The organism is Coprococcus sp. HPP0074 (assembly GCF_964238105.1).
Taxonomy (GTDB): Bacteria; Bacillota; Clostridia; order Lachnospirales; family Lachnospiraceae; genus Faecalimonas; species Faecalimonas umbilicata.
Map to the genome: position 1 here is coordinate 42,747 of NZ_CAXSKS010000008.1, position 15,359 is coordinate 58,105.

Genomic DNA, 15,359 nt, shown 5'->3' on the forward strand with positions numbered 1-15,359 from the left:
TTTAAAATGCGTTCAGTTTGGAAGGAAATGAAATTATCATCCGTATTACTTTTACTATTGGGAAGTGCGATATTGGCATTTGGACTTTACAATATCCATTCAATGTCCAATGTGACAGAGGGCGGAATTTTAGGGGTAACACTTCTTTTAGAATATTGGTTTGGGATTTCGCCATCGGTTTCAGGATTTATACTGACAGTATTATGTTACCTTTTGGGATGGAAATTATTGGGAAAACTTTTTCTTGTATATTCTTTTATTTCTTCTATTGGATTTTCTGTTTTTTATGGGATCTTCGAACAGTTTGATCCATTATTCCCTGACATTGCCACAAAACCACTTCTGGCAGCAGTTGTAGGAGCAATATTTGTAGGGGTAAGCGTAGGGTTATGTGTTCGAGTAGGTGGAGCTCCGACTGGAGATGATGCGCTTGCAATGAGTTTGGATCGAGTACTTCCGTTGGATATCCAATGGATTTATTTGATCAGTGATCTGGTGGTATTGCTTATCTCTCTCACCTACATTCCAGTAAGTAAGATCATTTATTCGCTTTTGACCGTTATTTTATCCGGACAGATTATTGGGGTTATGCAAAAGATTCCATTTAGAAAAAAGGATAAAGAGGACTCTTATTCTTTTGCTGTGGAATCAAACAGAGAGAGTTGGACAGCGGGGGATGGAGATATCAGTCAATAGACAGAAAGCATTTATTACTCCTCAGGATTTTAATCTTGAGGAGTTTCTGTATATGTTTTTAGTCGCTCTTCATTTCCATCTGCGAGCGCCTGCTCGTAATACCAGCATTTGAACTGGATCATGTCGAGTACTTTTTCCAGTTTTTCAATTTTTTCTTCTACCACTTTGCGCTGATGTAGAAATAGTTCTAAGCGCTTTTCATAAGTGGAACTTCCTTGGGCACACCATTCCATAAATAACTTGATTTCTTTGATCTTCAGCCCAGATTTTTTCAGGCATTCGATCATCCGGAGTGCCTCCAGTTCTTTTTCACTGAATTTACGGATGCCGGAAGTCCGCTCAAGTGTCGGGAACAGACCTTCCTTGTCATAATAGCGGATGGTAGAGATAGGAAGGTGAACTAGTTTTGCGACTTGGCCGATTGTATACATATGGGTTCCTCCAATTTCATTTATCAGATCTCTTTTTTGATTTTTGAAAATAAGTATTGACCTAAAGTTAAGTTCAAGTATTATGATGAACATAACATGAATAGCGAAGAAAGTCAATGTGTGCAGAGTTGCTCAAAAGCGACAGGGGTTCTTGGATAGAGCATGCTTTGCAAAAAATGGAAAGGAAGGAAAAAATATGTTAGGAAATTTTCAATATTGTAATCCGACAAAACTTTATTTTGGGGAACAATCCTTTACTTTTTTGAAAGAAGAATTACAAAAATACGGACCAAAGGTGCAGCTGAGTTATGGAAGAGACTCGATTAAGAAAAATGGCATCTATGATCAGGTAATGGAACTGTTAAAAGAAGCAGGGAAAACAGTGTTTGAGGACCCAGGAGTAATGCCAAATCCGACAGTAGAAAAATTGTATGAGGGATGTAAGATTGCGAGAGAAAACGAGGTGGATCTGATTCTTGCAGTAGGGGGAGGATCGGTATGTGATTATGCAAAGGCCGTCTCGGTATCTGCATATTGTGAGGAAGATCCATGGGAAAAATATTATGAGAGGATGGAAGAGGTAGATAATCGAATCATCCCAGTTGGATGTGTGCTGACGATGGTAGGAACTGGATCAGAGATGAATGGTGGTTCCGTCATTACAAATCCGGAGAGGAAACGGAAGATCGGTCATGTATTTGGGGAGAATGTTTTCCCGAAGTTCTCCATTTTAAATCCCGTATTTACCTATACATTGCCAAAATATCAGATGGTAGCAGGAATCTATGATATTTTTAATCACATTACCGAACAATATTTTTCCGGGGAGGATGACAATACTTCCGACTATGTCATGGAGGGCCTGATGAAGTCCTTGATCCATTCTTCAAGAATTGCGATCGCAGATCCAATGGATTATGAGGCGCGCAGTAATATTATGTGGACAGCAACATGGGCATTGAATACTATGGTGGAACAGGGAAAGACAACCGATTGGATGGTTCATATGATAGGGCAGTCAGTCGGCGCATATACAGACGCCACACATGGAATGACACTGGCTGCAGTCTCAATGGCATACTACCATTATATTTGTCCATATGGTTTGCAGAAATTTGTGCGGTTCGCCGAGAATGTCTGGGGAGTACAGACAGAAGGAAAGAGTAAAGAGCAGATTGCAAAGGAAGGTCTGGCAAGCATGGAAAGCTGGATGCGTGAAATTGGGCTTGTCATGAATCTGCGGGAACTTGGTGTGACAGAAGAGATGATAGAGGGAATTGCAGAAGGAACATTTGTGATGGACGGGGGATATAAGATTCTTTCGCATGAAGAAATTGTCGATATTTTGAGGAAAAGCATGGAATAGACGGTGAACCCTCTGGAGGGAGGAGAGGAAAGAAATGAAACGTTCAAAAATTAGTCAATGTATAAAAGAGATGGAGAAACTTGCGAAAGAGAATGGGTTTGCATTGTCTCCATTTTGTAGCTGGACACCGAAAGACTGGGAAGACAAGTCTGAAGAATATGACGAAATCAGAAAATTTCTGGAAGATCAAAAAATTGACTTTTAGTTATTGGTGTGTTACTATTTTCTAGAAAAGTAAATAGCCGGGGAGCTTGTAGACAGGCTGAGAGGAAGGTGTGAACTTCGACCCTGATACCTGATTTGGATAATGCCAACGTAGGAAAGAATTGATTTTAAGAAGTTTGACGGAGTACCAATTGAGGTACTCTGTTTTTTTATTATATTTTATTACATAGGAAATTTCCGAGAAATGCTATGGAATAAAAAGCAGAGTCCTATGAAAAAATGCTCCGCCCAGGCATAATCCTTGAAATCCTTTTGGAGTTCTGTCATAAAAAAATTCCGGCACAGAGCAAATGAAAAATATTCTGCCGCGGGCAGAAGAAAGAAGAGGTACATCATATGTCAGAAAAATACTACACACAGATGGAAGCAGCAAGAAAGGGAATCATCACAGAGGAGATGCGGGCAGTTGCGCGGAAGGAATACCGTACAGAGGAGGAAATCCGGGATCTGGTGGCGAAAGGACAGGTGGCGATCTGCGCCAACAAAAGGCATAAATGCCTGGATCCAAATGGAGTAGGATCTATGCTTCGTACGAAGATCAATGTAAATCTGGGAGTGTCAAAAGATTGCAAAGATTATGAGGTTGAGATGGAAAAAGTCATGGCGGCGGTAAATATGGGAGCAGAGGCAATTATGGACCTTTCTTCTCATGGGAATACGCAGCCATTTCGAAGAAAACTGACACAAGAATGTCCGGCGATGATCGGAACCGTTCCGGTTTATGATAGTGTGATTCATTATAAGAGAGATCTTGCCACACTGACAGCAAAAGATTTTATTGATGTAGTAAGACTCCACGCAGAGGATGGAGTGGATTTTGTCACACTGCACTGTGGAATTACAAGAAAGACAATTGAACAGATCAAGAAGCATAAAAGAAAAATGAATATTGTATCCAGAGGCGGATCGCTTGTGTTTGCGTGGATGAGTATGACTGGAAATGAAAATCCATTTTACGAATACTTTGATGAGATTCTTGAAATCTGCCGGGAATATGATGTCACAATTTCACTTGGGGATGCATGCCGTCCGGGCTGTCTGGCCGATGCGAGTGACGTGTGTCAGATTGAAGAGTTGGTGCGCTTGGGAGAGCTGACAAAACGTGCATGGGCAAAAGATGTGCAGGTGATGGTAGAAGGCCCGGGGCATATGCCATTGGATCAGATTGAAGCAAATATGAAATTGCAGCAGACAATCTGCATGGGTGCTCCGTTTTATGTACTGGGACCGATCGTGACTGATATTGCACCGGGATATGACCATATTACAGCGGCGATCGGAGGTGCAGTAGCAGCTTCAGCAGGTGCAGCATTTCTTTGCTATGTGACACCGGCAGAACATCTGGCGCTTCCGAATGTAGAAGATGTCAAACAGGGGATCATCGCTTCCAGAATTGCAGCGCATGCCGCAGATATTGCAAAACATGTTCCGCACGCAAGAGATATTGATGATCGTATGGCGGATGCCAGAAGAACTTTTGATTGGGAGGAGCAGTGGAAGTGTTCTATGGATCCAGAAACGGCAAAACAGATTCGGGAAGACCGCAAACCGGAAATTGAAGAGAGTTGCTCCATGTGTGGAAAATTCTGTGCGGTCAGAAGTATGAATAAGGCATTGAATGGAGAGTATATCGATATTCTGTAATAAAAATTCAGAACAGTGAAAAATGATGGAATACTTCAATACAAGTGCATAAACTGTATGAAAAATGGCTGAAAAATATAAAAATATTGTATTTTTTGTACAAACACCGTATAATAAACCTACTAGCACAGATTGCAGGAAAGTGTGATAAGGAGGAAGAAAACGATGTATAGAATCTCTAATTTTACGAATAATGATGATATTAAAGTGTTAAACTCTCTTGGTCCGTTTACTGTCATAGAATATCAGCGTGATTTAAGTGTGATGCCGCACAATGCTACGTTGGCCTATTTTTGTAATGAGATGAATGTGAGAAAGCGCCAGGTTATCTGTGATGTCAATCAGGCAAATATCACACTTCAGGCAGGAGCAATGCAGTGGACCGTAGGCAATGTCAATGCGACAACGGGAGTAAAAGGTGTGGGCGATTTCTTTGGAAAAGCAGTCAGGGGAAAAGCAACCGGGGAATCGGCGATCAAGCCGGAATATACCGGAAACGGAATTCTTGTGTTGGAACCGACTTATAAGCACATCCTACTGGTAGATTTAAAAGACTGGAATGGTTCCATCGTGTTGGATGACGGATTGTTCCTGGCATGTGATGCAAGACTGAAGCACAAAGCAGTGATGCGCTCCAATCTTTCTTCTGCTGTTGCAGGAAATGAAGGACTGTTCAATCTTGGAGTGGTAGGAGAGGGAGTGCTTTGTCTGGAAGCACCTTGTCCGAAAGAGGAGCTTGTGGAGATCACTCTCCAGGATGATGTATTGAAAGTAGATGGCAACATGGCGATCGCATGGAGCGGCAGCTTAAGTTTTACTGTAGAACGGTCAGGAAAGACACTGATAGGTTCGGCAGCTTCGGGGGAAGGACTTGTAAATGTGTATCGTGGAACCGGAAAAGTTCTCCTGGCTCCAGTGCTGGATGGAGCAGTATAGAGTAGCCAGCTTTGCATAGTATTAGAAAATCTATATTAGGAAAAAGAAAAATGAAATTTGTGTAAAATATACAAGAAATATGTAGCATTTTTGTATAATATAATGGTATAATCAGTTGCGCAAAAGCTTTATGCAGAGAGGAGAATGTTATTTATATGGTAGATTTAAAAGCAAGACCGTATTATCTGTCAGAGGAAGACTGTCAATGGGTAAAAGACACAATTGCAAATATGAGCCCGGAAGAAAAAGTAGGACAGTTATTCTTTCAGCTGACAGCTTCACACGATGAAGAATATTTAAAAGAATTAATGGAAAAATATCACCTTGGTGGATGCCGTTACAATCCGGCTCCGGGAAAGGCGATTCAGGAACAGAATCGGATCCTTCAGAAATATGCAAAGGTTCCGGTATTTATCGCATGCAACACAGAAGCCGGAGGAGACGGCGCATGTGCAGATGGGACACATATTGGAGCTGGTGTGAAGATCGCAGCTACAGATAAGGAAGAGTATGCATTTGCATTAGGAAAGATGGCAAATGAACAGGCAGCGGCAATCGGATGTAACATGGCATTTGCACCGGTGGCAGATATTCTTTACAACTGGGAGAATACAGAGATTGTGACACGTGCATTCGGCGGAGATGCAGAACGTGTAGCAACTATGAGCAAAGCATATTTAAATGGAGCACATACGATTCCGGGATTTGCATGCGCAGCGAAACATTTTCCGGGAAATGGACAAGACTTCAGAGATGCACACATTGCAAACAATGTAAACTATTTTGATGTGGAAAAATGGGATGAGACTTACGGACATGTTTACCGTACATTGATTGAGAATGATCTGGATGCGATCATGGGAGGACACATCATGCTTCCTTCTTATGCAAAAGCCATTAATCCTGAGTTAAAGGACGAAGATATGATGCCGGCTACATTAAGTCCGGAGATCATGACAGGTCTTTTGAGAGACAGACTTGGATTCAACGGTATGGTCGTGACAGATGCTTCCCATATGGTAGCAATGACAGACCGAATGAAGCGTTCAGAGATGCTTCCGGCAAGTATCAATGCAGGTTGTGATATGTTCTTATTCTTCAATGATCCAGAGGAAGATTTTGCTACAATGCTTGGTGCATACAAGACAGGAATCATCAGTGAAGAGAGAATGACAGAAGCATTGACACGTATTTTAGGACTCAAAGCACATCTGGGTCTGAATAAGAAGAGCAAAGAAGAACTGGTTCCACAGCCAGAGACTGTAGAGGAAGTGCTTCAGAGAGAAGAATACAAGGCAATGCAGAAATCAATCAGCGAAGACTGTATCACGCTTGTAAAATATAAAGACAAAGACGTGCTCCCTATGACACCAGATCGTTATAAGAGAATTATGATCGTGCATATCAAAGGCGCAGAGAACAGTATGTCAGCGCTGATGAAAATGCTTGGAGGCGGAAAAGGAAATCCGGCAGAAGCGTTAAAAGAAAAGTTATGTGCAAAAGGATTTGATGCATTTATCTATGAAAGTCCGCTTGATGTCATGAAGAAACAGATTGAAGCCGGGGAAAAGCCAGACTTAAATATTTACTTTGCAGGAAAGAATGCCATTGCAGATTTCGTATCCGATATGGATCTTGTAATCACGCTCTGTGATGTGCCGAACGGAAGACCAAGCTTTGGTATGTCAAAGGGAGGCGGAGAGATTCCGTGGTATGTATTTGAAGTTCCGGTTGTTGTTGTCGGATGTGGACAGCCGACAATGCTTGCAGATATCCCGCAGGCACGGACCTATATCAACACTTACGATTCCAAAGATACAACACTGGATGCGTTAGTTGAGGATCTTATGAATGGAGAAGAAGCATTCAAAGGAACAGATCCGATTGACAGTTTCTGTGGATTATTTGATGCAAGATTATAAGAAGGAAGAAAAAAGATTCACACAAGATGTGGATCTTTTTTCTGTATGTGGGAGAAAAGCGCGGCAAAAATCCGAAATATAAAATCGGGAAGAGATTTCAATAAGAACTAGAAAAATGATGAAAAGGCAGAGGAAAAGCGGTATAATAAACTGGAAGCTTAAAATAGCAGATTGTGAGAATGATGGAGGAAAAAATGGAATATAAAATATACCGCATAGCGGACCGGACACAGATCGATCAATGCGAACTGTTCGCAATCAATCAATATTTGTGGAACAGTTTACAAACGCCGAAAGCATATGGCAGAGCCGGATATATCGATGGGCAGGGAATTTATGTGGAGATGACCTGTGAAGAGTGTGATCCGAAGCGACTTTGCAACAAAGATAAAGAACTCGTCTATAAGGATAGCGCACTGGAAGCTTTTTTTGCATTCCCGGAGGGAGATATGAGCATAGAGAAACAGTGTATTTATATAAATTTTGAGATGAATGCCAACGGAGCACTGTATGCGGAGAAAGGATATACAAGAGAGAATCGGACATTAATTTCAGATGTGTATTATCAGGAGGCAGAGTGTAGGGCGAAAATAGAATCAGATCGGTGGTGTGTATCTGTTTTGATCCCGGAAGCACTGCTTGGAGAAATTACTTCTCTTGAGAAGCTAAAATCGGGACAAAGATTTTACTGCAATTTTTATAAAATCTCAGAGGACGACAAGATCCAGCATTTTGGATGTTACAGTCCGATTGAGAGCGAAGAACCAAATTTTCATCTTCCAATCTGTTTTGCAAAGGCGGTGATTGCAGATGTATAATGAACTGACAAAAAATGATATCAAGAAAATGCGCGAAGAGATTGAATACCGGAAGATTGTGCTTCGAAAAGAGCTGCTGGAAGATGTCAAAGAAGCGAGGGCACATGGGGACTTGAGTGAAAATTTTGAATATCATGCCGCTAAGAAAGAGAAAAACAAAAATGAGAGCAGAATTCGGTATTTGGAACGGATGATCAAGACTGCAAAGATCGTATCCGATGAATCAAAAGAAGATGAAGTGGGATTAAACAACACCGTGCACCTCTATTTTGAAGAAGATGATGAGGTGGAAGTATTCAAACTGGTGACAACCGTGCGGGGAAATTCCTTAAAAGGGCTTATTAGCACAGAATCCCCGATTGGAAAAGCGATTCTTGGGAAAAAAGCAGGGGATAGAGTTTTCATCCGGGTATCTGGAGATGCCGGATATTATGTAGTGATCAAAGAAATAGAAAATACAGTTGATGACGGCAGTGATCAGCTTCGCAGTTATTAAAAATAAAACAGCAGAATTAGAGCTGCCACGTATGAAAAGAGTTATGTTTATTTTTTTTTAAGAATTTTTCGCTTTCTTTTAGAAAACAATCATACTTTGGACACATTTTCCTTTTATACTAAGAGCCAGATAGTTGATTAAGTAATCACTATCTCCCCCCTCTTAAAGTAGAGCGTTGAAGATAAGACGCATACTTTACTCTCATTCCTTTAGATAACTATAAAACAACGAAGCCCGTTAGCCCTTGTGGTTGACGGGTTTTCGCTGTTCATAAAGGTCTGGCAGTTTTAGTTTGAAGAAAATATAATCAATTTTTATACATTCTTTGATATTCACTCGGAGAAATTCCGGTTGCTTTTTTAAAGCAGAGGGAGAAGTACTGCTGGCTGTCGAAACCGGTCGCGGAAGCGATTGTCTGGATTGGATCATTGCTTGTTGCAAGAAGATATTTTGCTTTTGCCAGTCGCTCTTGATAAATGTATTCCGATAATTTTATCCCGGTAATCTGTCGGAACAGGCGGGAAATATAGGTCTCGTTATAATTTACAATTGAGGATAAGGTTGATAAGGAAATAGTTTCGTTTAAGTGTTCTTTAATATAGGTTTTGATTTTTAAAATGACCGTTTCATTTTTATCGGTGGCTTTTAGTGATAGTACTTCAAATAATTGTGTAGAAAAATTTTCTAAGTAACCGAAAGCTTCTTCCCAGCTTGTAAAGTCATTTAAGTGATAAAGCGGGTAGATTGCAGTCCGCGGAGCAAGTTTTTCCTGCAGATGGTAGAGAGTAATGTAGGAAATCAATGTTGCAGAGATACCGAGATAGATTTCAATTGCTTCCAACGCATGGATACTTTTTTGCTTTTTACAGAGATCCCGCAGGGAGTAGAGGGTGAGGAGATATTCGGACCAGGTATTCTGATAAAGGTAAAAGGATAACTCCTGCAATTTCTGTGAGGCGGCATTTCTGTCAGAATTTTTGAAAGTGACAGAAGTTTCTGAGTCCGTTTTTGTCTCAAAGAGAGAAACAGAAGAGACTGTCCAAATGTTTCCGGTATTCTGGATTTCCAGCTGCTGAAGAAGGCGATAGTAAGTATTGGCAGTAGCATCCAGAGAAACCGGTTGTGGATAAAGAATCAGATTCACATTCCGGTGCAGGGAATTCATACTGTAATTCATTAGGTCTTCCAGACAGCTTTTCAGAAATGTAAGTTCATTTGGAATGGATTTACTAAAATCTTTTGATGGCTGAAAGAACCAAAGCATATTTCCATGATTCAGATTCAACATCGTATAGCTAAAAGAATGTTTCAGAAGTTCTTCTGCCAAAGTGAGGTATTCCAGGACAAAGGTGGACATATTTTTTGCATATTCGTCAATGGAACGGAGATGTACGACCATGTAAGCAAGGTATACCGGTTGAGAGAAATCGAGACAGAAGTCAGATCCCGCGAGAGTAAGATCCCGACAAATCTGATGGGAATCATGCCCGGTCAGTATTTCCCTAAGAAGATTCTGTTGCATAAGATGTGTCAGAAGACGATCTTTGCTCTGAGAGCTGTCAAGTAGGAGATCGGTCTGGGATTCTTTTATGATTTTTTCAATGGCACAACGCACTTCAGCCAAAATCGTTTCATCTGACTCAGTCTTCAGCAGATAAGAAGTATGAGAGAGTCGGTTTGCCTGATAAATATATTCAAAGTTGTCATAAGCAGTCAGAAAGATAATATGACATCTTGGCCAGCTTGCGCTGACTTTCCCGGCAAGTTCTAGCCCACTGTATCCAGGCATGTGGATATCAAGCAGCATCAGATCAATTTTAGAAATCGAAAGGATTTCCAGCGCTTCTGATCCAGAATAGGCTTTCTGAATATTCAAATCTATTTCTATATGTTCTTCGATCAGAGCAAACAGATAGTTTACAATATAACGTTCATCATCAACAATTAGCAAGTTCATAATATCCCCCTTATTTAGTGTTATATTTCCATAAAAAATTCCTACATTTCACAGAAGTCATCTGATTTATGTATTATTGTTGCGAAAGGAGCCGGAATAATCATCTGATTCCATATGGAGCATAATTGTAGCGCAAAGCCCTCCAAGTAGAGAACGCGAAATTTCCAAAGTATCCCGGTCATTCGAGAAAATGTGCAGACGTCTCTGGATATTCAGGATTCCTGACATTTCTACTCCGGCGGAAGAATGAGTGCTATCCTGAAGTTTTTTCTGAAGTGTGGTAAGTAGTTCGTCTGAGAGTTCTTCTCCGTTATCTTCGATGATCATGAGCAGAGAATGTTCTTTGGAAAGAAAACGTACACGGATCAATCCATCGCAGATTTTATTTTTTAATCCGTACTGAAATGCATTTTCAAGGATTGGCTGAAGGATTAGTTTAGGAACGGATAATGATGAAAAGCAGTCAGGCAATTCTTCCAGTTCAATCTGAATACGGCCAGCAAAGCGAAGCCCCTGGATATAAACATAATTTTTCATGTGTGCATATTCTTCTGCAAGTGTCACATGATCCATACTATTTTTTGTAATATAGCGGAAGCAGGAAGCAAGGGCATTTGCAACCATGGAAGCTTCTTCTGGTTCAAAGCGGATCATACGTTGAAGCATAAAGAAGCTATTGTACAGAAAGTGAGGGTTGATCTGTGCTTGAAGTTGTTTCATTTCTGCTTTTTGCAATAAAAGTTTCTGATTATAATCCTGCTCAATTAAGCGACTTAATTTGAGTGCCATGTTGTTAAAGGCATGGTACAAATAGGCAAAATCATCATTTCCAGTCTGTATGATCTGTACTTGGAAATTACCGTGTTCGACTTCATCAAAAGCATCTGTCAGTTTGCTTAGAGGCTTATGTACCATGTGATAAATTCCAATGAAAAACAGGATGCTGGCACAGATGATGAGAAAGAAGAACAAAAAGAGCAGACCATAACTGTAGCGGATCGATGGAAGGAGCGAGGTGTCTGAAATCAGCCGTACATAGATACCGCTCGAGGATTCCATCCGGCTGAGAAATGCAGTGTAAAATTTTCCATGTAGTTCCACTTTTTGATAGGAAGGAGCAGATGTATGTGCATTCTGCTTAAGGAAGTTCGATGCTTCTTTGCGAAGATCAGAAGGAAGGTTTGAAAGGGAAAATCCATTTTCTATTTCAAATAGATAAAATTCATCAGAATAAGAGCTATTTGATTCCAGATAGGATTTCAGTGCATTTTCGGATAGAATGAAATTGACGGCAAAGGCAGGGCTTGATGAAAATGGAGCCATAAATACAGACAGTGTTTTCCTTTTCTCTAGTGGAGATTCATAATATTCTACTAATCCGTGTGTCTTTGACAACTCCTGGTAAAAGCGAGTTTCTTCTTCGTTGAGTGTACAATAACTTCCGATGGGGTAATTGTCGGAATTGTACATTAGATTATAATTGAAGAGATAGGCATGAGCAGACTCCAAAAGTGGAGAGGAGGCGCAGAGGCTTGACAGCTGCTCACGGAGCAAGTTGACACGGACACTTTTATCATAGGTGGAAAGATAAGGGTAGATGACAGCAAGATCCCGGAGAAAATTCTGCTCAATAATATGAAGATTGGCAGTGTAGATCTGCTGTAGATTTTCATCTAGGCGGGCAATATAAGAATCATTATTAGACTGGATAGCATCTAGAGTCTGCTGCCTCTGTTTCAAATTATTGTGGTTTAGATAGATTAGGCTGACAGTCATGAGAGGCAGGAGAACAGCTAGAAAAAGAAGGATTACTTTTTTTAATAGTAAATTTCTTTCATGAAAAGCATTTGGGTGTAGAAGAGTTTTTAAATATATTTTTCCAGACATGGTTGACTTTTACAAATTCCTTTCTATATTTTTTGTATTTTTCCGAGCATTTTGTAATACATGCCTGCCGAGGGCAGACTTTTTCTGATAAGGTATAGAGCGATATATTTACACTAAAATTCATACTGTTTTCGTATGATTTAGTATAGCATAAGGAGAAATGGAATACAAAGTGAGAGAGTTATAATATTTTGTGATTTGTATAAAATTTTGTTATCTTAGCAGAAATAGTGCAAGAAACTACACAAATGTAAAAATATTTTATATGTTTTTGGATGGGAATCCAATAAAATAAGGACAGAAACAAATACAGAGAATAAAAATCTTCGGTGAGAAGAGAAAGGGATGGAGAAAATGAAAAGAAAGAAAGTGTTATCAGTACTGCTTGCAAGTACGCTTGTATTTGGAATGACCGGGTGTATGAGCAAAGGGACAGAATCCGGAGGGGAGAAGAAAAAGACAGAACAAAAACATGTAGAAGCACCAAAGGGAGCATTGGATAAATATAGCGAAACGGTGGCAATCTCAACTGTGCTACCGGAAAATGCCGGAATCCAGTGGCAGGAGGGTGACGACTACGGTGATAATCCATGGTACCGTGCTTATGAGGAGCGGTTAAATATCAAAGTCGTTAATGACTGGGTGAGCAATGATTATAAGACGAAGTTAAATCTTACGATTGCAGATGGAAATCTTCCAGATGTATTTAGTGTATCTAGTCAGCAACTTCAACAGCTGATCGATGCAGACTTAATCTGGGATCTGGGAGAAATCTTTGATACATATGCTTCAGATAATCTAAAAAAATATATGGAAATGGAAACAGATACTTTTGAGACCGGTAAGCGAGATGGAAAATTATATGGTATCCCGCAACTGACATATGGAATTATTGATCAGCCAACACAGATTTGGGTTCGTCAAGACTGGGCAGAAGAGGCAGGACTTCAAGAAATCAAAACAATGGATGAGTTTGAAAAACTTGCGAGGACTTTCCAAGAAACCCATGGTACTTATGCAATTACAGAGGATCAGGATCTGGAATGTATGAACAATCTTGCTGTTGCATGGGGAGCGCATCCAGGAATCTGGGTAGAAGGAGAAGATGGAAATCTGGAGTATGGATCTGTACAGCCACAGATGAAAGAGGTACTTGCAAAATATACGGAGTGGTATAAAGAAGGTCTGATCAATCCAGAGTTTGCGACAACTGATATGGAAAAAATGTTCCAGGGAATCATTAATGGTGAAGTAGGAATCTGTCCGTTTGCACAGTGGTTTGGCTATCAACCGGGACCAGACATTATTTCAAATCTTGGTGACCAGGCATGCTTTGATGCTTATAAGATTCCGTCTGCAAATGGAGAAGAGGTAAAAGCAAATGTAAAATATTCCAATATCGGATATGTTGTTGTCAGCAAGACATGTAAGAATCCGGAGGCAGCAGTCAAGCTGTTGAATTTCTATGCATATATGATGGATGATGCACAAGGCAAAGAAGATACCAAATTTATTGACAGTCTCTTTAACCATGCTTATACAAATATCCCATATGCGTTGCGTGTCATTAACCCGATGACCGATTATAATCAGTTTGAGAATGTAACAAGCTATTTGGAAAAATATCAGAATGGTGAAGATGTGGATTCTTCTGAACTTGGAAAAGATGCTGTAAAATATGAACACTGTGTAGAATGGCTTGAGAAAAAGACACCGGAAGCGGTCGGAGACTGGATGCAGCAGGGAAGTCCGAAATCAGCATACCGGATTTCAAAAGAAATGATCGACAATAATGAGATTGTAAAAGATGCTTACTGGGGACAACAGGTAGAAACATTATTAAGTTCTGGAAGTACATTAGATGATATCTTAAAAGAAGGGTTTACAAAGATCATTGTAGGAGAAAAGCCGGTCGAATATTTTGACACATTGGTAGAAAATTGGAAAGCAGCCGGCGGAGAAGCTGCGACAAAAGAAGTAAACGAATTGTGTAAATAATAAAGAGTAAACAAGAAAGAATGTCCTCCGGATGCGGCAGTCTGCTAAGGAGGATATTTTTCTTTTAAGGATAAAGGAGAATAGAATATGTTAGCAAAATTTAAGAAACAGTGGCAATACCATTTGATGCTTTTGCCAGGGGTGCTCCTTGTGTTGATCTTCAGCTATATTCCATTGTATGGTGTGATTATTGCTTTTCAGAATTATAATCCGGGAATGGGATTTTCATCTCCGTGGGTTGGATTGAAAAATTTTCAATATCTGTTTAGTCAGCCTGCATTTTTAAGAACGATCTGGAATACATTTTATATTGCATTTTTTAAATTAATCGGAGGGATTGTTGTTCCAGTAGTTTTTGCGCTGTTGTTAAATGAGTTGATATCGAACAAACTGAAAAGAATTTTTCAGACGTTAATTTATATTCCAAACTTTTTGTCATGGGTAATCATGGCAGGCGTGATGATGGACTTATTGGCCAAAAATGGTGCATTCAATGAATTGTTGACAGCAATTGGATTTCCAGTGATAAATTTCTTGGGAAGTCCTAAGGTGTTTCCGTGGACAATGATCATTAGCGACATCTGGAAAGGTTTTGGATTTGGAACGGTTGTTTATCTTGCAGCGCTTACGAGCATTGATCCAGGACTGTATGAGTCAGCACTTCTTGATGGAGCTACAAGATGGCAGCAGATCCGTTACATTACGATTCCGCTTTTGATGCCGACGATTATCCTGATGACAGTACTCGCGTTGGGAAGTGTGTTAAATGCCGGATTTGACCAGATTTTCAACTTATATTCCCCGATTGTCTATGAGACCGGAGATATTATTGATACATATGTATATCGGCTTGGTATACAGCAGGCGCAGTATTCCGTTGGAGCAGCCATCGGATTATTTAAGTCAGTTGTCTCATGCATCATGGTAGGACTGTCTTATATTTTAGCAGATAAGCTGGCGGGATACAGAATTTTCTAAACAGG

The 15,359-nt window shown here is 40.2% G+C and carries 13 protein-coding genes and 1 riboswitch; of the genes, 10 read left to right on the plus strand and 3 right to left on the minus strand.

Features of this window, described 5'->3' with window-relative positions; all coding sequences use genetic code 11:
- The first annotated feature begins 6 nt into the window (after nt 1–6).
- On the plus strand, nt 7–696 hold the full coding sequence (locus tag ACESPO_RS10675; protein ID WP_499788799.1) for a YitT family protein: 690 nt from the start codon (nt 7–9) through the stop codon (nt 694–696).
- 29 nt (nt 697–725) lie between these two features.
- On the opposite strand, the gene ACESPO_RS10680 is transcribed toward ACESPO_RS10675, so the two are convergent.
- Complete coding sequence (locus tag ACESPO_RS10680; protein ID WP_499788800.1) at nt 726–1,127, minus strand: MerR family transcriptional regulator; 402 nt, start codon at nt 1,125–1,127, stop codon at nt 726–728.
- 196 nt (nt 1,128–1,323) lie between these two features.
- On the opposite strand from ACESPO_RS10680, the gene ACESPO_RS10685 reads away from it, so the two are divergent.
- The 7 genes from ACESPO_RS10685 to ACESPO_RS10715 all read left to right on the plus strand — a co-directional run bounded on the left by ACESPO_RS10685 (nt 1,324) and on the right by ACESPO_RS10715 (nt 8,534).
- Nucleotides 1,324–2,493 (plus strand): iron-containing alcohol dehydrogenase, encoded by a 1,170-nt coding sequence (locus tag ACESPO_RS10685; RefSeq protein WP_499788801.1) that lies wholly within the window; start codon nt 1,324–1,326, stop codon nt 2,491–2,493.
- A 34-nt stretch (nt 2,494–2,527) separates the two neighbouring features.
- A complete protein-coding gene (locus ACESPO_RS10690) occupies nt 2,528–2,698 on the plus strand; it encodes a D-lyxose/D-mannose family sugar isomerase (RefSeq protein WP_390108504.1) in 171 nt (56 codons plus the stop codon).
- A gap of 28 nt (nt 2,699–2,726) precedes the next feature.
- A riboswitch (TPP riboswitch) is annotated at nt 2,727–2,832 on the plus strand.
- 222 nt (nt 2,833–3,054) lie between these two features.
- Nucleotides 3,055–4,362 carry a phosphomethylpyrimidine synthase ThiC gene (thiC, locus tag ACESPO_RS10695; protein ID WP_016439849.1) on the plus strand — a complete coding sequence of 436 codons (1,308 nt, stop codon included), beginning with the start codon at nt 3,055–3,057 and terminating at the stop codon, nt 4,360–4,362.
- Nucleotides 4,363–4,527: 165 nt separating this feature from the next.
- Nucleotides 4,528–5,298, plus strand: coding sequence for an AIM24 family protein (locus ACESPO_RS10700; protein ID WP_499788802.1), 771 nt, complete (start codon nt 4,528–4,530; stop codon nt 5,296–5,298).
- Nucleotides 5,299–5,453: 155 nt separating this feature from the next.
- Nucleotides 5,454–7,220 (plus strand): glycoside hydrolase family 3 protein, encoded by a 1,767-nt coding sequence (locus tag ACESPO_RS10705; protein WP_016441508.1) that lies wholly within the window; start codon nt 5,454–5,456, stop codon nt 7,218–7,220.
- 194 nt (nt 7,221–7,414) lie between these two features.
- On the plus strand, nt 7,415–8,038 hold the full coding sequence (locus ACESPO_RS10710; RefSeq protein ID WP_336305101.1) for a carbohydrate-binding family 9-like protein: 624 nt from the start codon (nt 7,415–7,417) through the stop codon (nt 8,036–8,038).
- The gene (locus ACESPO_RS10715) at nt 8,031–8,534 is read left to right on the plus strand and encodes a GreA/GreB family elongation factor (protein WP_016439847.1); all 504 of its coding nucleotides are present in this window, start codon (nt 8,031–8,033) and stop codon (nt 8,532–8,534) included. The genes ACESPO_RS10710 and ACESPO_RS10715 overlap by 8 nt, the downstream gene beginning before the upstream one ends.
- A 307-nt stretch (nt 8,535–8,841) precedes the next feature.
- Here ACESPO_RS10715 and ACESPO_RS10720 read toward each other — a convergent pair whose 3' ends face one another.
- Together ACESPO_RS10720 and ACESPO_RS10725 are read right to left on the minus strand one after the other, a co-directional pair.
- Nucleotides 8,842–10,491, minus strand: a complete 1,650-nt coding sequence (locus tag ACESPO_RS10720; protein WP_499788803.1) for a response regulator transcription factor — start codon at nt 10,489–10,491, stop codon at nt 8,842–8,844.
- A 66-nt stretch (nt 10,492–10,557) separates the two neighbouring features.
- Entirely contained in the window at nt 10,558–12,267 is a 1,710-nt protein-coding gene (locus tag ACESPO_RS10725; RefSeq protein ID WP_499788804.1) for a sensor histidine kinase, read from the minus strand.
- Nucleotides 12,268–12,723: 456 nt separating this feature from the next.
- On the opposite strand from ACESPO_RS10725, the gene ACESPO_RS10730 reads away from it, so the two are divergent.
- Together ACESPO_RS10730 and ACESPO_RS10735 are read left to right on the plus strand one after the other, a co-directional pair.
- Nucleotides 12,724–14,376: an extracellular solute-binding protein gene (locus tag ACESPO_RS10730; RefSeq protein WP_499788805.1), complete on the plus strand. Its 1,653-nt coding sequence runs from the start codon at nt 12,724–12,726 to the stop codon at nt 14,374–14,376.
- An 87-nt stretch (nt 14,377–14,463) separates the two neighbouring features.
- On the plus strand, nt 14,464–15,354 hold the full coding sequence (locus tag ACESPO_RS10735; protein ID WP_016441502.1) for an ABC transporter permease: 891 nt from the start codon (nt 14,464–14,466) through the stop codon (nt 15,352–15,354).
- Nucleotides 15,355–15,359: the final 5 nt, after the last annotated feature.